This is a genomic window from Streptomyces sp. GbtcB7 (genome assembly GCF_019091445.1).
In the GTDB taxonomy this organism is placed as follows: domain Bacteria; phylum Actinomycetota; class Actinomycetes; order Streptomycetales; family Streptomycetaceae; genus Streptomyces; species Streptomyces mirabilis.
The window spans coordinates 331,307-352,495 of record NZ_JAGXJM010000001.1 but is presented as its reverse complement, the minus strand read 5'-3'; the positions used below and the strand labels follow the sequence as shown (position 1 = coordinate 352,495).

The window sequence follows — 21,189 nt, the reverse complement described above, 5'->3', positions numbered from 1 at the left end:
GTGATACGGGCCGGGGTGGGTGGGATGGACGTGGCGTGGCCGAGGCTCGGCCTCCGACCCCGCCCTCAAACGCCGGACGGGCTGAATGGTGCGGGACGGGGTGGGTGCGGTGCCGTCTTCGGCGTTGGCCTCGAACCCCGGACGCCCCGAGGCCTTTAGGGGCGCGGGGAACTGCGCGACCAGCCCCCACCGGTCCGCAGTCGAACGAATTCGGGCGGGCGGGGGATGCGGGGGCGCAGCCCCCGCCCTCACCGGTCCGTGGCCGGAGGCGGGAGGCGGGAGGCGGAGACTCGGCTAGGTCGGCGTCACCGCCACCACAAGCCCCCGTTCCGCCGTAGGCGACACCGCCGCGGAGACCCGTACCGCCACCGCCCGAGCCACCCGCCCCGTCCGCGACGCCGACGCCAGGAGCAGGGGCTGTAGGTGTTCGAGGCCGGAGACAAGGAACTCCTCGCCGGCGATCAGCACCGGCCGGACTGCGTTCGTCGTGGCCGCCGCCGCCTCCGTGAGGTCGGCGAGCGGCGGCAGCGCGGCCCGCACCACCCCCACCCCCGCCGCGGCCGCCCGCTCGGCCAGCGCCAGCTGAAGCGGCAGCAACGGAGCCAGCGCCGAAGTCAACGCGTCAGCGATACGCCGGAGTTCGGGCGACGAGTCGCGCAACACATCCGCCGCCGCCCGTATCACCGGCGTCAAAGCGAGCAACGCCCCCGCCGCCACCCCGGCCACCGCGGGCAGCAACGGCGACCCCGCCTCCAGCAAGTCCCCCAACGCGTCCGCCGCCTCCTGCACCGCGGGCTCCACCGCGTCGAGGATCGGCAGCAGACTGTCCCCCAGCGCGGCCAGCAACGCCTGCGCAGGCCCGCTCACGGGATGCACCGCGAGCGGCGCCCCGGTCGTCCCGAGCCGCGTCAGCGTGTCCACGATCCGGTAGAACGCCTCCTGCGCCTGCGGAGACGCACTCGCCTCGGCCAGCCCCGCCGTCGTCTCCCGGAGCACACGCAGCGCCTCCGCCCCCGACCCGTCCCGGGGGTCGAAGGTGTTGAGGGCGATTCTGGTGATGTTCCCGGCCGTGTCGAGGAGTTGGCCGGTGATGTCGGTCGTGCTGCGCGCCATACGCAGCACGTCATCCCTGCTGGGGATGCTGGGGAGCGACGGAATCGGGGACATGAGCCCTCCTCGCCACGCACGGCACCTCGCCACATGGACCCGTCCGCTGGCCCCCTACGGCGTCTTATGGCCTCAGCATGCCCCCTTCAGCCCGTCGGCGATGCACCATCCGTGGCATCCATGGCGTGCAGGGGGGCCACCGAGGCCCCCAGGCCCTCTTGTTGAGGAAGAGTCGAACAGGTACACCTCGCCCTACCGACCTGTACGCCCTACCGAACCGTGCCCCACCGACCCGTGCCCCACCCACCCGTACCGATCTCAGGCCCCCCACCGGAGGTACGACGCGTGCGCCTACCGAGACCCGTCCTGATCGCCACTGTCCTCACCGCCGCGACCGGATCGCTTCTCCTCGCCCCGCACAGCGCCACCGCGGACCGCGAACCCCCTGTCCGTGAAGGGGCGGGCCGTGAAGGGACGGACCAGCCCACGGGTGCCGCCAGGACCCCGGCGAACGCCGCCCGCAATGCCCTCACCAGCCCCGTCACCGACCTGTCCGACTCCGGCCTCGCCGCCCCCCGCCGTGGCTATCCGCGTGAGCAGGTCCTCTCCCCCGACCCGGAGAACCCGGCGGACAAGTCCATCAAGCTGGGCCTCACCCCGTACCACGCCATCGCCCCGAAGCTGAACGCCCTCCAACGGCTCGGCGACCGTGTCAGCGTGGAGGTCGCGGGCCGCTCGGCCGGCGGTCACCGGCTCTATCTGGTCACCGTCACCGCCCCGGAGTCCGCCCGCGAGTCCCTCGACCAGGAGCGGATGCGCGAGCTGATCGAGAACGCGCCGCAGGCGGCGGCGAAGGACCCCGCCGTCAAGGCGTCGTACAAGACGCCGGTCTTCTTCGACAACAACATCCACGGCAACGAGTGGGAGGGCACCGACGCCGCCCTCGAGCTCGTCGAGCGGCTCGCGCGCGCGAAGGACGCGCAGACGACCGACCTCCTCGCCCACAGCCGTCTCTACTTCAACATCACGGCGAACCCGGACGGCCGGATCGCGGGCACCCGCGCCAACGCCAACGGCTTCGATCTGAACCGGGACTTCATCACCGCCTCGCAGCCCGAGGCGCGCGCGATCCGCCAGATCGCCATCGACAAGCAGCCGGCCGTGATGCTCGACCTGCACGGGTACGTCAACGGCACCCTCATCGAGCCGACGACCCCGCCGCACGGCGAGAACTACGAGTACGACCTCTTCCTCAAGAACACCTACGCCAACGCCCTCGGCATGGAGGCCGCCGTCAACGGCCTCGGCCACACCCCCGCGAAGGACGGGGTCGAGCCCGTCCAGATCCCCTTCCGCGACCAGCAGGAGGGCTGGGACGACTGGCCGCCGATCTTCACGCCCCAGTACCAGGCGTTCCACGGCGCGGTCGCCGCGCACACCGTGGAGATCCCGCTGGCGGTGAACAACTCGGAGTACGACACCCTGCCCGTGGCCGAACTCCGGCGCAGGTCCGCCATCAACGTGGACGTGGCCGGCGCGGCCATGCGCGCGACCCTCGCCTACGCCCGGACCCACCGCGCCTCGATCATCGCCGACCAGATCGAGGTCTTCCGGCGCGGCGCGACGGGCGCGGCCCAGGTGCCGGTCTCGGCGGAAACGGTGCCGGGGGTGCCGGGCATCGGTCCCGAGGACGTGTACACGACCGACTTCCCGCGTGCCTACGTGATCCCGGCGGGCGGCGCCCAGCGTTCGGCGACGGCCGCCGCCCGCCTCGTCGACCATCTCCTCGCCAACGACGTCCGCGTCACCCGCACGACCCGCGACTTCCGGCTGGCCGGACGGTCGTACGCGAAGGGCTCGTACGTCGTCGACCTGCACCAGCCCAAACGCGGTCTGGCCAATGTGATGCTGGCCGACGGGCGGGACATCAGTGACAAGGTGTCGGTGATGTACGACATCTCGGGCTGGAGTCTGGGGCGGTTGTGGGGTGCGACGGTCGTGCCCGTACGGAGCGGGGGGCTGTCGGCCGTGGCCGCCCGCCGGGTCGAAGCCGCCGCGCGGGTCGGGTACGTCGCCCCGCGCGGCGATCTGCGTCTGCGTCTCGACACCCCGCAGGAGATCGCCGCCCTCAACTCCCTTCTCGAGCAGGGGGTTTCGGTACGGCCGCTCGCGGACGGCAGTGTCGTCGTGCCGGGGTCGGCGCGGGCGCGGGCCGCCGCTCTCGCCCGTACGTACGACGTGGCGTTCGACGCGACCGGACAGACCAGGACGACCGAAGGCAGCCCGGGAACACCCCTGCACCGCGTCCGCGTCGCCGCGGCCGTCACGCCGGGTGAGCTCTTCGCGCTGCGGGAGATGAACTTCGACGTGGTGCCGGTGTCGACGGCCGTCCTGAACGCGGGCTTCGACTGGTCCGCGGTGGACGTGCTGTTCGTGTCGTCGGGGCTCGACCACGCCCATTTGAACGCGGGCGCGCAGGCGGCGCTGGACGCCTTCCTCCACACCCACGGTCTCGTCGGCCGCGGAGCCGTCGGAGCCGCGCTCAACTCGGCGGCCGGGCTGCTGGCGGTGCGGCCGGTGGAGGGCAACGGTGACGCCAACGGTGTGGTGCGGGTGGTGAATTCGGGCGGACCCCTCACCGCGAACGCGCCCGACCACGGCTTCGTCTACGCGCCCGTCTGGTTCACCGATCTCGGCCCCGGGGTGCGTGTCGAGCAGGCGTACGCGCCGGGCGATCCGCTCGTCTCCGGGCACTGGCGCCCGCTGGCCGACGGGACGGGAGGGCCTACGGCCGCCGGCGGCCAGGCCGCTGTCGTCAGCGGTCCGCATGCCGTGCTCTTCGGTACGGAGCCGCTCTTCCGTGATCATCCGAAGGGAGAGTTCCCGCAGGTGGGAAGGGCGCTGCTGACCGTCTCGTAGGACAGTGCCGTCCGTCTTTCACGACAGGGCGGAGGCCGCACCCCACGTCCTAGGGCGCGGCCTCCGCCGTGTACAACGAGCGCCGTCAGACGAGCGTCACGGTGATGTTGCCGCGGGTCGCCTTCGAGTAGGGGCAGACCTGGTGGGCCTTTTCGAGAAGGTCCCGTGCGGTGGCCCCGTCGACGTTCGGGATCGTCGCGGAGATCTCCACGATGATGCCGAACCCGTCCTCGTTCTTGCCGATACCGACCTTCGCGGTGACGGTCGAGCCGGAGACGTCGGCGTTCTCCTGGCGGGCGACGACGCCGAGGGCGCCCTGGAAGCAGGCGCTGTACCCGGCGGCGAAGAGCTGCTCCGGGTTGGTCCCGGCGCCGCTTCCACCCATCTCCTTGGGCGGGTTCACGACGACGTCGAGCCTGCCGTCGTCGGTGGCGACCCGGCCGTCGCGACCGTTCTCGGCGGTGGCGACGGCGGTGTAGAGGACATCGGTCTGCTGGATGGACATACGGTGCGTTCCTCCTTGGTCCGCCGCGACTCGCGCCCACGATCGCGACAGTTTCGGAAAGAAGTTACCGTATGCCGAAAGTCCAGCGACAGCCTCTCCGGAGAGCCGGAGGACCGGAGAACCGGAGAACCGGAGGGTCAGAGCTTGACGATCATCTTGCCGACGTTGTCGCCGCGCAGGACGCCGAAGAACGCCTCCAGGTTGTTCTCGATGCCCTCGACGACCGTCTCGCTGTACTTGAGCTCGCCGGAGCGGACCCAGGCGCCGACCTCCTGCACGAACTGCGCCTGCAGGTCGTAGTGGTCGCCGACCAGGAAGCCCTCGATGCGGCCGCGGGTCTGGATGAGGCGGGCGAGGTTCTTCGGGCCAGGGACGGGCTCGGTGCTGTTGTAGACGGAGATCATGCCGCAGACGGCGATGCGGCCGTCCCGGTTGAGGGAGCCGATGGCCGCCTCCAGGTGGTCGCCGCCCACGTTGTCGAAGTAGACGTCGACGCCGTCGGGGGCGGCGGCGCGCAGCTGCTCGCTGACCGGGCCGTTCTTGTAGTTGAAGGCGGCGTCGAAGCCGTACTCCTCGACGAGCAGCTTGACCTTCTCGTCGGAGCCGGCGGAGCCGATGACGCGCGAGGCGCCCTTGAGCTTGGCGATCTGCCCGACCTGGCTGCCGACCGCGCCGGCGGCGCCGGAGACGAAGACGGAGTCGCCCTCCTTGAAGGAGGCGGTGCGCAGGAGGCCCGCGTAGGCGGTCAGACCGGTCATGCCGAGGGCGCCGAGGTACGTCGACAGCGGCGCGGCCTGCGGGTCCACCTTGACGGCCTGCTTGGCGTCCACGACGGCGAATTCGCGCCAGCCGAAGAAGTGCAGGACGTGGTCGCCGACCTCGACGCCCTCGGCGTTGGAGGCGATGACCTCACCGACCGCGCCGCCCTGCATGACCTTGCCCAGCTCGAAGGGGGCGACATAGGACTTGGCGGCGCTCATGCGGCCGCGCATGTACGGGTCGACGGACACGTACGCGTTCCGTACGAGGACCTGGCCCTCCCCCGGCTGCGGGACCTCGGCCTCGACCAGGGCGAAGTCCTCGGGCTTCGGCCAGCCGACCGGGCGGCTGACCAGGTGCCATTCGCGGTTGACGGCGGGGAGCTGGGTCTCGGTCATGAGGGGGTGCCTTTCCTACGTGCATGCACGGGTACGTGCGACTACGGCTCTAATACTTCAGTACCTGAAACAACCATGCTCCTCAATATTTCATGATGTCAAGTAACGGAGTAGTCTGGAGACCATGGCCACGCAAAGAACAACCCGTATCGACCCGCTGACCCTCGAGGTCGTGGACCTCATCGGCACGGTCGTGGCCCGCTATCACGAGGAGTACGAGGACGCTGCCGCCGAGCACGCGCTGACCGGGGCGCAGGCGCGACTTCTGAGCCTGCTGTCCCTGGAGCCGCTGCCGATGCGGCGACTCGCCCAGAAGCTGAAGTGCGAGCCGTCGAACGTGACCGGGATCGTGGACCGGCTGGAGGCGCGGGGCCTGGTCGAGCGGCGTCCCGACCCGTCCGACCGCCGCGTGAAGCTGGCCGCGGCGACGGAGGAGGGTCGGCGTGTCGCGCGCTCCCTCCGCGACGCCCTCAACTTCGCCCGCGAGCCCCTGGCGGGCCTCTCCGCCGAGGAGCGCCTGTCCCTCCGGGACCTCCTGCAGAGAATGCTCACGCCGTAGTTTTCGGCTGCGGGCCGGTGGGGGCCGGCCGCGCAGTTCCCCGCGCCCCCAAGACGGGGCTTCGCCCCGAGTTTTCAGGGGCGCGGGGAACTGCGCGAGCAACCCTCACGCACCCGCAGCCGACAAACCCACGGAACCCCCTACGTGCACCACCACAGGAAACGGTTGCACTGTGAAGGTGAAGGCGATGGCGACGGCGCGGCCGAGGTCGGCGCGGCCGTCGGCCTGGGGGACGACTTCGGCGGAGTGGAGGACACGGGGCCGGACGTCGCGGACGGCACCACACCGGTACCCGCCGTCGCCGACTGCTCCTGCGTGTCCTTCTTCTTGTCGTCCTTGGACTTGTCACCCTTGGCGGACTCGGAAGCGGAGGGAGACGCCGACGCGTCCGGAGAGGCCGTCGCGGCCGACGTAACCCCGGACGAACCCCCCGTCGGCCGCGCCGTCCCCGCGTCCGAGGTCGCCGACCCGTCCGCCGACTCACCCTCGGCCGCGGCCGGCTTCGGCAGCAACCCAGGCCCGTCTATGCCGAGCTCGGCGAGGCTCAGCCCACCCGCCGCCAGCACGAACCCCGCGGCGATGAGCAGCACCCGACGCCGCCGACGACGATGCGCCGCGGCCTTCCGGTCCCGCCGGCTCGCACCGCCGGGCCCCTCCGAGTCCCGGCCCCGGCCTCGCCCGCGCCCACGGTTCCGCCGCCGGGCAGCGGCCCGTCCGGACCGCTCCTCCTCGCCGTCCTCGCCCTCGTCCTCGTCGTCGGGATCTTCATCGTCGTCGTTGTCGCCCTCGTACAACGAGTCGACACCAGCATCGACCGCCCCCGCGCCCGTTCCGGCACGCATGTCGGTCTGGTCCGCATGCGTGCGGAGCTGTTCGGCTGAGGTGCCGCACCCCGGGCAGGCAAGGGCGCCGTTGAGGTGCCGTCGGCACGGGTCGCAGTAGTCCATGACGCCGGAAGACTAAGTTCCTCACAGGTAACGTGCATAGTCACAGCTGTGAAAGTTATGTAGGGAACTGCCTGTTCCGGCGCGCCGCGCTCGCCGTTCACAGCATCGCGCGCGCGACGAGCCGAGGCATACCGGCAAAATCCGTCGCCGACCGTTCCGTTCGACCCATTGACACTCCAGGGGCCACGTCCTTACTGTCACGCCAGCATTTCGAACGTGTGACGAAATTTCGAACAGAGCCGCAAGAGCACAGGGGGCAACTGCCGTGCGCATCACGGGAATCAGCACACACGTGGTCGGGACGCCCTGGCGCAACCTGACCTACGTCCAGGTGCACACCGACGAGGGCCTGACCGGAGTCGGCGAGACCCGCATGCTGGGCCACACCGACGCACTGATCGGCTATCTGCGGGAGGCGGAGGCCAATCACATTCTCGGCTCCGACCCGTTCGCTGTCGAGGACCTCGTCCGACGGATGAAGTACGGCGACTACGGGCGCGCCGGCGAGATCGTGATGTCCGGCATCGCGGTCATCGAGATGGCCTGCTGGGACATCAAGGGCAAGGCGCTCGGCGTCCCCGTGTGGCAGCTGCTCGGCGGCAAGGTCACCGACAGGGTCAAGGCCTACGCCAATGGGTGGTACACGACCGAGCGAACTCCGGAGGCCTATCACAAGGCCGCCCAGGAGGTCGTGGCGCGCGGGTACAAGGCACTGAAGATCGACCCCTTCGGGACCGGGCACTTCGAGCTCGACCACGAGGCGACGCTCTACTCCGTCTCGCTGATCGAGGCCGTGCGCGACGCGATCGGCCCCGAGGCCGAATTGATGCTGGAGATGCACGGCCGGTTCTCCCCTTCCACCGCCGTCCGGCTCGCCCGCGAGCTCGCGCCCTTCAAGCCCGCGTGGCTGGAGGAGCCGGTCCCGCCGGAGAACCTGAAGGCCCTGGAGAAGGTCGCCGCCAAGGTGGACATCCCGGTCGCGACCGGTGAGCGCATCCACGACCGCATCGAGTTCCGCGAGCTCTTCGAGAGCCAGGCCGTGGACATCATCCAGCCCGACGTCGGTCACATCGGCGGCATCTGGGAGACGCGGAAGCTGGCCGCCACCGCCGAGGCGCACTACGTCCTCGTCGCGCCCCACAACGTCGGTGGCCCCGTCCTCACCGCCGCCTCCCTCCAGGTCGGCTTCACCTCCCCCAACTTCAAGATCCTCGAACACTTCAACGACTTCGCGGACGCGGAGATCAAGAAGGTCGTGAAGGGCGCCCCGCAGGTCGTCGACGGCTATTTCGAGCTGTCCCACGAGCCCGGTCTCGGCGTCGAGCTGGACGTCGACGCGGCGGCCGAGTTCCCGCAGCAGCAGGCCCGTTTCGACCTGTGGGCCGACGGCTGGGAGCAGCGCAAGCCCAAGGGGTCGCAGTGAGCACCGCGGTCGTCATCGAGGCGCCGGGCGAGCACCGGCTGATCGAGCACGAGCCGGTGCGGCCGGGCGCCGGTGAGGCCCTGGTGCGGGTGCACGCCGTGGGGATTTGCGGCAGCGACCGCGAGGTCTATCAGGGCAACCGTCCCGACGGGTACGTCCGCTATCCGCTCACGCCCGGCCACGAGTGGTCGGGGACCGTCGAGGCGGTCGGGGCCGGGGTCCCGGAGTCGATCGTCGGACGCAAGGTCGTCGGCGAGGGCTTCCGCAACTGCCAGGTCTGCGACCGCTGCCACGCGGGCGAGACAACGTTGTGCACGGCGGGGTACGAGGAGACCGGGTTCACCCAGCCGGGCGCGATGGCGACCACACTGACCCTCCCGGCGCGGCTGCTGCACGTGCTGCCGGACGACGCCGACCTGACGGCGGCGGCCCTCCTGGAGCCCGCCGCCTGCATCGCGGCCGCCGCGCTGAAGGCGAACGCCCTGCCCGGTGAGCGGGTCGCGGTGGTCGGGACCGGCACGCTCGGGATGTTCGCGATCCAGTTCCTGAAGGCGAACTCTCCGGCGGAGCTGCTCGTGGTCGGGACCCGGCCGGACCGGGCGGCACTGTCCAGGGACTTCGGCGCCACCGACTTCCGTACGAGGGACCAGGAACTCCCCGACGACTTCGACGTCGTCATCGAGACCGCCGGGTCCGCGTCCGCCGCGCGCACCGCCGCCTCCCTGCTGAGGCGCGGCGGACGCCTGGTCCTCACGGGGATCCCGGCGCCGGGCGCCGAGGGGCTCGACCCCACCGATCTCGTCGTACGGCAGCTGGAGGTGCACACCGTGTTCGGTGCGCCGCCGGCGGCGTGGGCGCACACCGTGCGGGTCTTCGGGGCCGGGCTGCTCAGCCCGTTGCCGCTGGTCACGCACGAGTTGCCGCTCGCCGAGTTCCCGCAGGCCATCGAGTTGGTGGGGTCCGGCGATCCCAAGGTCGGAAAGGTCCTGCTGAAGCCGTAGTCCCCCGAGCCGTACGCCGGTACGGAGTTACCTGACGGCTCCGTACCGGCGTACCACCCAGGCCCCGCACACCCAAGGCCGCGAACCTCGTTCGAAATATCGAACCTATCGGTGCGCGCACCATGCGCCCTTACACGCACCACCCCTCTGCACGCGCACCACATCTGCACCCGCACCACATCTGTACGCGCCACCCTCGAACACGAAGGACAGCCAGTGACCGACGCCGCCCCTACGGCAGCCCGTCGACCCGGTGAGCAGGCGCTCGCCGCGCTCGGCCTGGGCGCGCCCGCTCTCTCCCCCGCCGACGCCTCGCCGCACACCTTCCCGGGGGGCGGCCGCTGGCGCACCGAGGTTCCCTCCGTGGAGGGGCCCGAGGCCCTGGCCGTGGTCCTCAAGGAGTCCTCGCGGCTCGACGTACCGATCCACCGGATCAGCCAGGGCAGCGGTGTCTGGATGCTGACCGACGCCGAGATCACCGAGATGGTCGAGGCCACCGGTGAACGCGACATCGAGCTCTGTCTGTTCACCGGGCCACGCGGCACCTGGGACATCGGCGGTTCGGTGCGCTCGGACTCGCGCGGCGGCGGCCTGCGGGCCCGTGGCCACGACGCCGTGGCCGGCTGTGTCGAAGACGCCCTCCGCGCAACGGAGTTGGGCGTCAAGTGCCTCCTCGTCGCCGACGAGGGCGTCTTGTGGACCCTGCACCGGGCGCGCACGGCGGGGATCATCCCGGCCGACACCACCCTCAAGCTCTCGGCACTCGTGGGTCCGGTCAACCCGGCCTCGTACGCGGTGTACGAGAACCTCGGCGCGGACTCCATCAACGTGCCGAGCGATCTGACGCTCGATCATCTCACCGAGATACGGCGAGTTTCGGCCGCTCCGATGGACATGTACATCGAGGCTCCCGACGACCTCGGCGGCTATGTACGGATGTACGAGGTCGCCGAGCTGATCCGGCGCGGCGCACCGCTGTACCTCAAGTTCGGCCTGTCCAAAGCACCCGGAATCTACCCGTACGGGCACCACTTGAGAGACCTGACCCTGAACACCGCCAAGGAACGGGTGCGTCGCGGCCGACTCGCCCTGGACCTGCTCGCGCGGCACGGAGCGGACGGCGACATGGCGCCGCTCGGATCCCGGCTGCCCGGAACTCTCACGCGCTTCAACACCACCTCATAACGTTCGCACAAACCCCCTTCACACAAGACGACACAGCCGCGCACAATCCCACACACCTCTACTCGGTCTTCCCTCGCAACGCTCTCGGAGCATCCCCGTAACGCGAGACCGAGCCGGTCCAAGACATCAAGGATGATGATCATGCGCAACCGCAGAGCCGCTCTCACCGCCATCGCCGGCGCGGCCTCCCTCGCCCTCACCCTGACCGCCTGTGGCCAGAACAGCGACGGCGGCAGCAAGGACTCCTCGGGGAGCACCAAGGGCGCCACGATCGGCATCTCGATGCCGACCAAGTCCTCCGAGCGCTGGATCGGCGACGGAAACAACGTGGTCAAGGACCTCGAGTCGAAGGGCTACAAGACCAAGCTGGCCTTCGGCGAGGACGACCCCGACACCCAGGTCTCGCAGATCGAGAACATGATCACGCAGGGCGTGAAGGCCCTGATCATCGCGGCCATCGACAACAAGTCGATGAACAACGTGCTCCAGCAGGCCGCCGACGCCAAGATCCCGGTGATCTCCTACGACCGACTGATCCTCGGCACCAAGAACGTCGACTACTACGCGTCCTTCGACAACTCGAAGGTCGGCGAGCTCCAGGGCAACTACATCCTGCAGAAGCTCGGTCTCGCGGACGGCTCCAAGAAGGGCCCGTTCAACATCGAGCTCTTCGCCGGCTCGAACGACGACAACAACACGAAGTACTTCTTCGGCGGCGCGATGAAGGTCCTGCAGCCGTACATCGACAAGAAGCAGCTCGTCGTCAAGTCCGGCCAGACCGCGCTGAACCAGGTCACCACCCTGCGCTGGGACGGCGGCACCGCCCAGAAGCGCATGGACGACATCCTGACCTCGTCGTACAAGAGCGCCCGGGTCGACGCGGTGCTCTCGCCCTACGACGGCATCTCCATCGGCATCCTCTCCTCGCTGAAGTCGGACGACTACGGCTCCAAGAGCAAGCCGCTGCCGGTCGTCACCGGCCAGGACGCCGAGCTGGCCTCGGTGAAGTCGATCATCGCGGGCGAGCAGACGCAGACCGTCTACAAGGACACCCGCAAGCTGGCGACGGTGGCCTCGGGCATGGTCGATGCCGCCCTCAAGGGCAAGAAGCCCGAGCTGAACGACACCAAGACCTACGACAACGGCACCAAGGTCGTCCCCGCCTACCTGCTCCAGCCGGTCAGCGTCGACAAGACCAACTACGAGAAGGAACTGGTCGGCACCGGCTACTACAAGGACAGCGACCTCAAGTAACCGCCACCCCCTAGTGATTGGAAGGCACGACCATGGCGGGACCCGTCCTGGAAATGCGCTCGATCGTCAAGACCTTTCCCGGCGTCAAGGCGCTGTCGGACGTCACTCTGACCGTCCAGCAGGGCGAGGTCCATGCCATCTGCGGGGAGAACGGCGCCGGCAAGTCGACCTTGATGAAGGTCCTCTCCGGCGTTCACCCGCACGGGAGTTATGAGGGGGACATCCTCTTCGAGGGGGAGGTCTGCTCGTTCAAGGACATCAGGGCCAGTGAGCACCGCGGCATCGTGATCATCCACCAGGAGCTGGCCCTGGTGCCCTACCTCTCCATCGCGGAGAACATCTTCCTCGGCAACGAGCACGCCACCCGCGGGCTCATCAGCTGGACCGAGACGCTGCGGCACGCCTCCGAGCTGCTGCGGCGGGTCGGGCTCGACGAGAACCCGCAGACCCGCGTCGCCGACATCGGCGTGGGCAAGCAGCAGCTCGTGGAGATCGCGAAGGCGCTGTCGAAGCAGGTGAAGCTGCTCATCCTGGATGAGCCGACGGCCGCCCTGAACGACGAGGACAGCGGCAAACTCCTGGATCTCATCCTGGAGTTGAAGAACCAGGGCATCACCTCGATCATCATTTCCCACAAGCTGAACGAGATCGAGCGGGTCGCGGACTCGGTGACCATCCTGCGCGACGGGCGGACCATCGAGACCCTCGACGTGAAGGCCCCGGAGACCACCGAGGACCGGATCATCAGCGGCATGGTGGGCCGCGACCTCGAACACCGCTTCCCGGAGCGGACGCCGCACCACCCGGAGGAGGGCGCCGCGCCCGCCCTGGAGATCCGCGACTGGACCGTGTTCCACCCGATCGACCAGCAGCGCAAGGTGGTCGACGACGTGTCGATCTCCGTGCGGCGCGGCGAGATCGTCGGCATCGCGGGGCTCATGGGCGCCGGACGCACCGAACTGGCGATGAACGTCTTCGGACGCACCTACGGCCGGTACGCGGGCGGCACGGTACTCCGGGACGGCAAGGAGATCCGTACCAAGACGGTCTCCGAAGCGGTCGGACACGGCATCGCGTACGTCACCGAGGACCGCAAGCACTACGGCCTCAACCTCATCGACACCATCAACCGCAACATCACGCTCAGTGCCCTGGGCAAGGTGTCGAAGCGCGGGATCGTCGACGAGCACGAGGAGCGGCAGGTCTCCGAGGGCTACCGCAAGTCCATGAACATCAAGGCGCCGACCGTCTTCGAGCCGGTGGGCAAGCTGTCGGGCGGCAACCAGCAGAAGGTCGTCCTCAGCAAGTGGATCTTCGCGGGCCCCGAGGTGCTGATCCTCGACGAGCCGACCCGCGGGATCGACGTGGGCGCCAAGTTCGAGATCTACACGGTCATCGACAAGCTGGCGGCCGAGGGCAAGGCGGTCGTCTTCATCTCCTCCGAGCTCCCGGAGCTGCTCGGAATGTGCGACCGCATCTACACGATGGCCGCAGGACGGCTGACGGGTGAGTTCTCGCGGGCGGAGGCCTCGCAGGAAACGCTGATGCGCCAGATGACGAAGGACAAAGAGGTAACCCGATGAGCACGGATGTGACCGCCAAGACGCCGGCCCCGGCGCCGCCCGGCAAGAGCGGCTCGGCCACGGGCGAGAGCCTGCTTCAGCTGATGATGGACGGCATGCGCCGCAACATGCGGCAGTACGGCATGCTGTTCGCCCTCGGCCTGATCGTGGTGCTGTTCGCCGTGTGGACCAACGGCGACCTGCTGCTGCCGCGCAACGTCTCCAACCTGGTGCTGCAGAACAGCTACATCCTGATCCTCGCGATCGGCATGATGCTCGTCATCATCGCGGGCCACATCGACCTGTCGGTCGGCTCGTTGACGGCGTTCGTGGGCGCGGTGGGAGCCGTGCTGATGGTCAACCACGACATCTCCTGGCCCATCGCCCTGGTGCTGTGTCTGGCCATGGGCGCCGCCGCGGGCGCCGCGCAAGGGTTCCTCATCGCGTATCTCGGCATACCGTCGTTCATCGTGACCCTGGCGGGCATGCTGACCTTCCGCGGTCTCACCGAGATCTTCCTCAAGGGCCAGACGATCGGCCCGTTCCCCGAGGGTCTGCAGAAGGTCGCCAACAGCTTCCTGCCCGAGGTCGGCCCCCACACGAACTACCACAACCTGACCCTGCTCCTGGGCATCGGGCTGATCGCGTTCGTGGTGGTCAAGGAGGTCCGCGACCGCAAGCGTCAGCAGGAGTTCTCGCTCGACATCCTGCCGCGGAACCTCTTCCTCCTCAAGCTCGTCGCGCTGATCGCCGCCGTCGCCACCGTCACCATGCTGCTCGCCAGCTACAAGGGCGCCCCGGTGGTCCTGCTGATCCTCGGCGTCCTGGTCGCCGGCTTCGGCTACCTGATGCGCAACGCGGTCATCGGCCGGCACATCTACGCGATCGGCGGCAACCTCCCGGCGGCCAAGCTGTCGGGTGTGAAGGACAAGAAGGTCACCTTCCTGGTCTTCCTGAACATGGGCATGCTCGCGGCCCTGGCGGGTCTGGTCTTCGCCGCCCGCTTCAACGCGGCCTCGCCCAAGGCCGGTCTGAACTTCGAACTGGAGGCGATCGCGGCCTCGTTCATCGGCGGCGCGTCGATGAGCGGCGGCGTGGGCACGGTCCTCGGCGCGATCATCGGTGGTCTCGTCCTGGGCGTGCTGAACAACGGTATGAACCTCGTCGGCATCGGCTCCGACTGGCAGCAGGTCATCAAGGGACTGGTACTGCTGGCCGCGGTCGGCTTCGACGTGTGGAACAAGCGCAAGGTCGGTTCGTAAACGACAGGGGCCCCGCCGACAGGCGGGGCCCAATGTCCTTGCAGGACTCGGCTTCCTTCACTGCAGGAGCCGCACGTGACTCCGCCCACCAGCCCGAAGGCGGCGGGCTTCCAGCCCGAAGGCTGCGGTCCAGCCCGAACCTGTCCCCGAAGGAACAACAGAAAGATACCGCACAACTACGCACCGCACAGGCCGGGGAAGCGATTCCCCCATTTACCAGGAGCCGCAATGGAAACGAGCAGACGTACGGTCATCGCCGCGGCCGCGGCCGCGGGACTCGCCGCCGGCACGGTCGGCACCGCCCACGCCAGCACAGGAGGCAGGAAGCCGGTGAAGGAGCTCTTCGGCAAGCTCGCCGACGGCACCAAGGTCTACCGCTGGTCGCTGGAGAACGGCGGCACGCGCCTGAAGGTCATCTCCTACGGCGGCATCGTCCAGTCCCTGGAGATCCCCGACCGGCACGGCCGCTACGCCAACGTCTCCCTCGGCTACGACAACCTCGCCTCGTACGTCGCAGGGACGACGTTCTTCGGGGCGACGATCGGCCGCTACGGCAACCGCATCGCCAAGGGACAGTTCACCCTGGATGGCAAGGCCTACCAGCTCTCCGTCAACGACGGCGTGAACAGCCTGCACGGCGGCGCCAAGGGTTTCAACACCAAGGTGTGGGACATCGAGGGCTTCACCTCGGGCTCCGACGTCGGCCTGCACCTCCACTACACCAGCGTCGACGGCGAGATGGGCTACCCGGGCACGCTGAAGGTGAAGGTGACGTACACCCTCACCAGGCACGGCGACTGGCGCATCGACTACCGGGCCACCACCGACAAGGCCACGGTCGTCAACCTCACCAACCACACGTACTACAACCTCGCCGGTGAGGGCAGCGGCGGCATCTACGACCACGAGCTGCACCTGGCCGCGGGCCGCTTCACGCCCACCGACTCGGGGCTGATCCCCACCGGTGAGCTGGCCAAGGTCGCGGGCACCCCCTTCGACTTCCGCAAGGCCAAGCCGATCGGCCGGGACATCCGCGTCGGTCACCCGCAGCTGGTCACCGCCAAGGGCTTCGACCACAACTGGGTCCTCGACAAGGGCGTCACCGCCAGGCCCGAGCACATCGCGACCCTGCGCGACCCGAAGTCCGGCCGCACCCTGAAGATCGCGACGGACCAGCCGGGCGTGCAGTTCTACTCGGGCAACTTCCTGGACGGCACCCTGGTCGGCCCCTCCGGTCACACCTACCGGCAGGGCGACGGCATGTGCCTGGAGACCCAGCACTTCCCGGACTCGCCAAACCACCCGTCGTTCCCCTCGACGGTGCTGCGACCTGGGCAGACGTACCGCACGACGACGGTCCACTCGTTCAGCGCGTGACGTGCGCCTGACGTCCGCCTGACGTCCGTGTGACATCGGGGCCCCGGTGGGTGACGCCACCGGGGCCCTTTCGGTTGCCTGGAAAAGTCAACCCTTACTCGATCCCCACGAGTTGAACGGCGCCCCCTCCGCCTCCGTATGAAAGGGCGGCCCGTGCTCCCCCGCACGGGCCACCCAGAGACCGGAGGTTCCATGGCCGACAACGTCGCCTCGCTGTTCCGCGGTACTGCGGCGCACAGCCCCTCGATGGCTGCGCTGGCCCGCGAGAGCGATGGAGTCGGCCCGATCGACTTCTGCATCCCGTGCAACCCGTACTTCCCCACCCCCGGCATGTTCGACGAACTGGCCGGGCGGTTGCGCGAGATCATCACGTACTACCCGAGCAGCGCCGACACGATCACGGCCGAGCTGTGCGCGCTGCTCCAACTCCCGCCGAGCTGCGTCGCGATGGGCAACGGTTCCACGGAACTGATCACCTGGATCGACCACCTGCTCGTGCGCGAGTCCCTCGCCATCCCCGTCCCCACCTTCGGCCGCTGGACCGACCAGCCCATGGAGACCGGCAAGCGGGTCGACATGTTCCCGCTCATGGAGTCCAACGGCTTCGCTCTGGATCCGGCCCAGTACATCGAGTTCATCCGCGCCCGCGGCACCCGTGTCGCCGTCATCTGCAACCCGAACAACCCCGACGGCGGCTTCCTCAGCCGCCGTGCGGTCGTCAACTTCATGGACCAGCTCCAGGACCTGGACCTGATCGTCATCGACGAGTCGTTCCTGGAATTCGCCGACGCCGAGAACGACCCGAGCGTCGTGGAAGAGGCCGTCCTGCGGCCCAACGTCATCGTCCTGCGCAGCCTCGGCAAGAACTTCGGCCTGCACGGCATCCGCTTCGGCTACCTCGTGGCCAACCCCGCGCTCGCGGGCAAGATCCGCTCCATGCTGCCGAAGTGGAACCTCAACTCCTTCGCGGAGACCGTGGTGTTCATGCTCAAGGAGCACGGCGCCGAGTACATGGAGAGCCTGCACCTGGTGCGCCGCGACCGCCTCGACATGGCCCGCCAGCTCTCGGCGCTCCCCGGTCTGACGGTCTACCCCTCGCAGGGCAACTTCCTCTTCGTACGGCTTCCCGTGGGCGCCGAGGGCACCGTCGTGCGCGACCGACTGCTGAGCGAGCACCGGATCCTGGTCCGTGAGTGCGGCAACAAGATCGGCTCGTCCAGTCGCTTCCTGAGACTCGTAGTGCGCCCCGAGACGGACGTGCGTCGCCTGGTGTCCGGCATGGAACAGGTGCTCTACGGGTCCAGGAGGGGAGCCGCCGTACCCGAGCTGGGCACAGGGACCAGCTACAGCTCGGGTACGGCGGCGGTGGACCGTCTGATCAGCGAGACGAACGGGGTCGGCATGCCGCTGGCCGCGCAGGCCGCCGCGATGCCGAGCCTGCCGCCCGCCCAGACCTGGCCGGGCCCGGCCCCGGCGCAGGCCCCCACCGGGATGCCGGGCCTGGTCCCCGCCCCGGCTCCGGCCGCCGCGATGATGCCGCCGCAGCAGCAGCCCGCGGCACGCATGCCCGCACCTGCCCCGCCGCAGCAGCAGCCCATGCCCGCGGTCGCCCAGATGCCCAACGTCGCGCAGATGCCCGGGGTGGCCCAGATGCAGCCCGCCCCTCAGATGCAACCGGCCGCCCAGATGATGCCGCAGGCGCCGCCGATGTCCGCGGTCGCTCAGATGGCGCAGATGGCCCAGACCGCACAGGCTCAGGCACAACGACAGCAGGCGCCGATCCCCGGCGTCGCCCAGGCCCCGTCACCGGCGGCCCAGGCGCAGGCACGGTCGATGCAGCCGCCGCAGCAGGCACCGGCGATGCCCGCCATGGCCCCCGCCCCGGCCGCCGGGCTGGGCCAGACCGGCATGCCGGGCCTGCGCAACCGGGGCCTGACCGCCGCCCAGGTACGGGGCCGCACCGAGCCGGAACCCACGCCCGCGCCCCAGCCCACGGGCTGGCCGGCGGCGGGCGCGATGTACAACCAGGTCGGCTAGGACCTGCCCGGCCGATCACGGCGGAGACGTGGCGTGCGCGGGAATCAGCCCAGGTAGAAGCGCCTGCGCGCGGCCACGAACGCCTCGATCGTCTGGGCAGGCACGCCCGTGACGCGTTCGACGTCGTCGGATGCGCGGTCGTAGCGGTTTTCCCGGTGCAGTCGGGCCATGGTGGCGATGTGCTGTTCGGTGTGCGGCGGCAGGCCCGCCTTGGCGAGCACCTCGCTCCGCCACCGGTCCAGCGGCACGTCGACATAGGTCACCGGACGCCCAAGCGCCCGTGAGAACTCCTCGGCCATCTCGGTCATGTCGACCGTGCGTGGCCCGGTCAGCTCGTAGACGTGGCCGATGTGCGGGGCCGGGTCGCTGAGCACGGTGGCGACGACGCGGGCGACGTCGTCCACGGCGATCGGCGAGGTGCGTCCGGTGCCGAACGGCAGCGCGAGCGTGCCGTTGTCCCGGATCGATCGCGCCGCCAGTGTGGTGAACAGCGGATTGTCCAGGAACGCCGTCGGCCGGACGTGCACCACCGGCAGGCCCGACCAGTCGAACACCTGCTCAGACAGCCAGTGCAGCCGTTGCTGGTCCGACTCCCCGGTGCTGGTGGCGGTCATCTGCGACACCGTCATCTGGGACATGTCGACCAGGCCGTCCAGCTCCCCGTGCTCGCGCGCCACGCTGGCCACCACGGTCGCCGCGAGGAGTTGGTCCGGCGACACGGGCATCGCGAAGTACATCCGCCCGACACCCTCCAGCGCGGCGGCGACGGTCTCGGGCCGGGTCAGGTCTCCGATGACGACCTCCGCGCCGAGCACACGCAACTCGGCAGCGCGATCGTCGTCGCGGCGGACCATCACCCGCGCGGGCACGTCCCGCGCGCGCAGCTGGTCGAGGACCCTGCGGCCCACGTCACCGGCGTTGGAGATGAGAACAAGATTGCTGGCAACCAACGGTCGATCTCCTTGTGAGTCGTTGACGGCGCCCATGAGATCACCTGTCCCGTCACACCACCGGAACCAAAACGCAACGGCGGCGGCCCTGTGGCCAGCGCCCCTCCCGGCCTACGATCAACGCTCTTCGTCCAGGAGGGGTGGGAGCCGTGCGTCGCAGAGCCCGGATCATGATGACGATGACGGCCGCGCTGGGCCTCACGGTGGGCGTGAGCGGCTGCGGCACGGACTCCGGGTCGGGGGCGAAGACCACGACCCTCACCGTCGTCGCCACGAACTACGGCGACAGCGTCCACAAGAACTCCGTCGGCTTCTGGGACCGCGTCGGTCTCGCCTTCCAGGCCGCCCATCCCGACATCCGGGTGGAGACGAAGGTCTACCCGGCCGACGAGGTCGACGCGAAGGTCGCCGCACTCGTCAAGCAGGGCAGGGCGCCGGACGTCGTGCAGACCGACAGCTACGCCGAGTACGCGGCCAAGGGCATGCTCTACCGCGCGGACGAGCTGCTGTCGATCTCCGCCCAGGGCAGCTTCGTACCGAGCCTCGCGGAGGCCGGGCAGGTGCGTCGCGTCCAGTACGGCCTGCCGTTCACGGCGAGCACCCGCCTTCTGTACTACAACAAGGACCTCTTCTCCCGGGCGGGCCTGAAGCCCCCCACCACCTGGCAGCAACTCCTCGTCGACGCCCGCGTGTTGAAGGCCATGGGCGTGACGTACCCGATCGCGCTGCCCCTCGGCCCGGAGGAGGCGGAGGCGGAGACCCTGACCTGGCTGCTGGCCGGGGGCGGCGGCTACACCGACAACAGCGGCAGCTACGCCCTCACCTCCAAGGAGAACGTCTCCACGCTGGAGTGGCTGCGCTCCTCCCTCGTCGCCGAAGGTCTCACGGGCCCGACCCTCCCCGGCAAGCTCAACCGCGGCGCCGCCCTCCAGGCCTTCATGGACGGCAAGGCGGGCATGGTCAACGCCCCACTCTCGCTGATGCGCCAGATCGAGGACTCGACCCTGAGCGTCCCCTACGGCACCGTCGCGCTCCCGAGCCGTACCGGCCGGGCCGTGCCGACCATGGGCACGGCCGACTGGACGATCGCCTTCCGCTCGGCCGGCCACCGCGAGCAGACGGGCGAGTTCCTCGACTTCCTCTACGGCGACAAGTACGTCACCCAGCAGGCCGCCGAGTACCAGCTCCTGCCCGTCACCACCGCGGCGAGCGCCGCCATGCGCGAGGACAAGCAGTACAGCAAGCTCTGGAACGGCCTGGACGCCCTGGACAACATGGAGCTCTACCCCCTCTCCGAGACCAACTGGTCCCAGGTGGTGGCCTCGATCAGGGCACAGATCGGCAGGTCGGTGGCTCCGGGCGGGGATCCGGAGGCGGTGCTGTCGTCGATCGGGAAGGCGACACGCTCGACCTCCTGACCAGGGACAGCCACCCCGGCAGGTCGACCTCGGCGCGGACGGTCTTGCCGGGCGGCTCCCGGTCCAGCACCTCCCACCGGTCGGCGAGTGCCTCGACGAGTACGAGGCCCCGACCGCCTTCGTCGAAGGGACGGGCGGCCGGTACGTCACCGGGTCCCGGCGGACGCGGCCCACTGCGCGTGTCGGTGACCTCGACGCGGACGCTGCCCGTGACGAGCGACAGCCGCAGCTCGAAGTCCCGGCCGGGTACGCGCCCGTGCGTGACCGCGTTGGCGGCCAGCTCGGCGACGATCACGGCGACGGTGTCGGAGGCGTCCGTGCCGTGCGGGATGCCCCAGGCGTGCAGCTGGTGCAGGGCGAGGTGACGTGCGAGGCGGGCGCCGCGCGGGGTGGCGCTGAGCCGCTGCGTGAACACACGTACGGTAACCGGGTGTTGGGGGGTGGGTGGTGCGGTCATGGGCCCAATCTGGCGGTGATCGCACACGCTTCACCAGGTCGGCGCCGCGTACGCTGCGGGAGCGTACGC

17 protein-coding genes are annotated in these 21,189 nt (G+C 69.5%); 11 read left to right on the top strand and 6 right to left on the bottom strand.

Annotation, left to right across the window (positions count from 1 at the left end; all coding sequences use genetic code 11):
* Positions 1 to 294 precede the first annotated feature (294 nt).
* Positions 295 to 1,167, bottom strand: a complete 873-nt coding sequence (locus tag KVT44_RS01555) for a hypothetical protein (protein WP_229888772.1) — start codon at positions 1,165 to 1,167, stop codon at positions 295 to 297.
* A 285-nt stretch (positions 1,168 to 1,452) separates the two neighbouring features.
* Here KVT44_RS01555 and KVT44_RS01550 point away from each other — a divergent pair, with 285 nt between their 5' ends.
* Positions 1,453 to 4,026: a M14 family zinc carboxypeptidase gene (locus KVT44_RS01550; RefSeq protein WP_217565781.1), complete on the top strand. Its 2,574-nt coding sequence runs from the start codon at positions 1,453 to 1,455 to the stop codon at positions 4,024 to 4,026.
* Between the two features lie 85 nt (positions 4,027 to 4,111).
* Here KVT44_RS01550 and KVT44_RS01545 read toward each other — a convergent pair whose 3' ends face one another.
* Both KVT44_RS01545 and KVT44_RS01540 read right to left on the bottom strand, forming a co-directional pair.
* Positions 4,112 to 4,531, bottom strand: a complete 420-nt coding sequence (locus tag KVT44_RS01545; protein WP_060899264.1) for an organic hydroperoxide resistance protein — start codon at positions 4,529 to 4,531, stop codon at positions 4,112 to 4,114.
* A gap of 137 nt (positions 4,532 to 4,668) precedes the next feature.
* A complete protein-coding gene (locus tag KVT44_RS01540) occupies positions 4,669 to 5,688 on the bottom strand; it encodes an NADP-dependent oxidoreductase (RefSeq protein WP_060899263.1) in 1,020 nt (339 codons plus the stop codon).
* 124 nt (positions 5,689 to 5,812) lie between these two features.
* Between KVT44_RS01540 and KVT44_RS01535 the strand changes: the two genes are divergently transcribed.
* Positions 5,813 to 6,247, top strand: a complete 435-nt coding sequence (locus KVT44_RS01535) for a MarR family winged helix-turn-helix transcriptional regulator (RefSeq protein ID WP_099922854.1) — start codon at positions 5,813 to 5,815, stop codon at positions 6,245 to 6,247.
* A gap of 140 nt (positions 6,248 to 6,387) precedes the next feature.
* On the opposite strand, the gene KVT44_RS01530 is transcribed toward KVT44_RS01535, so the two are convergent.
* Entirely contained in the window at positions 6,388 to 7,089 is a 702-nt protein-coding gene (locus tag KVT44_RS01530) for a hypothetical protein (protein ID WP_254648798.1), read from the bottom strand.
* A 370-nt stretch (positions 7,090 to 7,459) separates the two neighbouring features.
* Between KVT44_RS01530 and KVT44_RS01525 the strand changes: the two genes are divergently transcribed.
* The 8 genes from KVT44_RS01525 to KVT44_RS01490 all read left to right on the top strand — a co-directional run bounded on the left by KVT44_RS01525 (position 7,460) and on the right by KVT44_RS01490 (position 18,295).
* Positions 7,460 to 8,617, top strand: coding sequence for a mandelate racemase/muconate lactonizing enzyme family protein (locus tag KVT44_RS01525; protein WP_054233607.1), 1,158 nt, complete (start codon positions 7,460 to 7,462; stop codon positions 8,615 to 8,617).
* A complete protein-coding gene (locus KVT44_RS01520; RefSeq protein ID WP_190168698.1) occupies positions 8,614 to 9,618 on the top strand; it encodes a zinc-binding dehydrogenase in 1,005 nt (334 codons plus the stop codon). The genes KVT44_RS01525 and KVT44_RS01520 overlap by 4 nt, the downstream gene beginning before the upstream one ends.
* Before the next feature lie 216 nt (positions 9,619 to 9,834).
* Complete coding sequence (locus KVT44_RS01515; protein WP_190168699.1) at positions 9,835 to 10,803, top strand: hypothetical protein; 969 nt, start codon at positions 9,835 to 9,837, stop codon at positions 10,801 to 10,803.
* A gap of 141 nt (positions 10,804 to 10,944) precedes the next feature.
* Complete coding sequence (chvE, locus tag KVT44_RS01510) at positions 10,945 to 12,057, top strand: multiple monosaccharide ABC transporter substrate-binding protein (protein ID WP_364556627.1); 1,113 nt, start codon at positions 10,945 to 10,947, stop codon at positions 12,055 to 12,057.
* A gap of 32 nt (positions 12,058 to 12,089) precedes the next feature.
* Positions 12,090 to 13,640: a multiple monosaccharide ABC transporter ATP-binding protein gene (mmsA, locus tag KVT44_RS01505; protein ID WP_095858101.1), complete on the top strand. Its 1,551-nt coding sequence runs from the start codon at positions 12,090 to 12,092 to the stop codon at positions 13,638 to 13,640.
* The gene (mmsB, locus tag KVT44_RS01500; protein WP_099922847.1) at positions 13,637 to 14,881 is read left to right on the top strand and encodes a multiple monosaccharide ABC transporter permease; all 1,245 of its coding nucleotides are present in this window, start codon (positions 13,637 to 13,639) and stop codon (positions 14,879 to 14,881) included. Before mmsA ends, mmsB begins: the two co-directional genes overlap by 4 nt.
* 228 nt (positions 14,882 to 15,109) lie before the next feature.
* On the top strand, positions 15,110 to 16,258 hold the full coding sequence (locus KVT44_RS01495) for an aldose epimerase family protein (RefSeq protein WP_099922846.1): 1,149 nt from the start codon (positions 15,110 to 15,112) through the stop codon (positions 16,256 to 16,258).
* A gap of 192 nt (positions 16,259 to 16,450) precedes the next feature.
* Complete coding sequence (locus tag KVT44_RS01490) at positions 16,451 to 18,295, top strand: histidinol-phosphate transaminase (RefSeq protein ID WP_217565779.1); 1,845 nt, start codon at positions 16,451 to 16,453, stop codon at positions 18,293 to 18,295.
* 44 nt (positions 18,296 to 18,339) lie between these two features.
* Here the strand turns inward: KVT44_RS01490 and KVT44_RS01485 are convergent, their stop codons facing one another.
* Positions 18,340 to 19,245, bottom strand: coding sequence for an NmrA family NAD(P)-binding protein (locus tag KVT44_RS01485; protein ID WP_254648797.1), 906 nt, complete (start codon positions 19,243 to 19,245; stop codon positions 18,340 to 18,342).
* Positions 19,246 to 19,394: 149 nt separating this feature from the next.
* On the opposite strand from KVT44_RS01485, the gene KVT44_RS01480 reads away from it, so the two are divergent.
* Positions 19,395 to 20,663: an extracellular solute-binding protein gene (locus tag KVT44_RS01480; protein ID WP_308313888.1), complete on the top strand. Its 1,269-nt coding sequence runs from the start codon at positions 19,395 to 19,397 to the stop codon at positions 20,661 to 20,663.
* Here KVT44_RS01480 and KVT44_RS01475 read toward each other — a convergent pair.
* Positions 20,572 to 21,120 carry an ATP-binding protein gene (locus KVT44_RS01475; protein ID WP_217565777.1) on the bottom strand — a complete coding sequence of 183 codons (549 nt, stop codon included), beginning with the start codon at positions 21,118 to 21,120 and terminating at the stop codon, positions 20,572 to 20,574. The genes KVT44_RS01480 and KVT44_RS01475 overlap by 92 nt on opposite strands.
* Between the last annotated feature and the right edge of the window lie 69 nt (positions 21,121 to 21,189).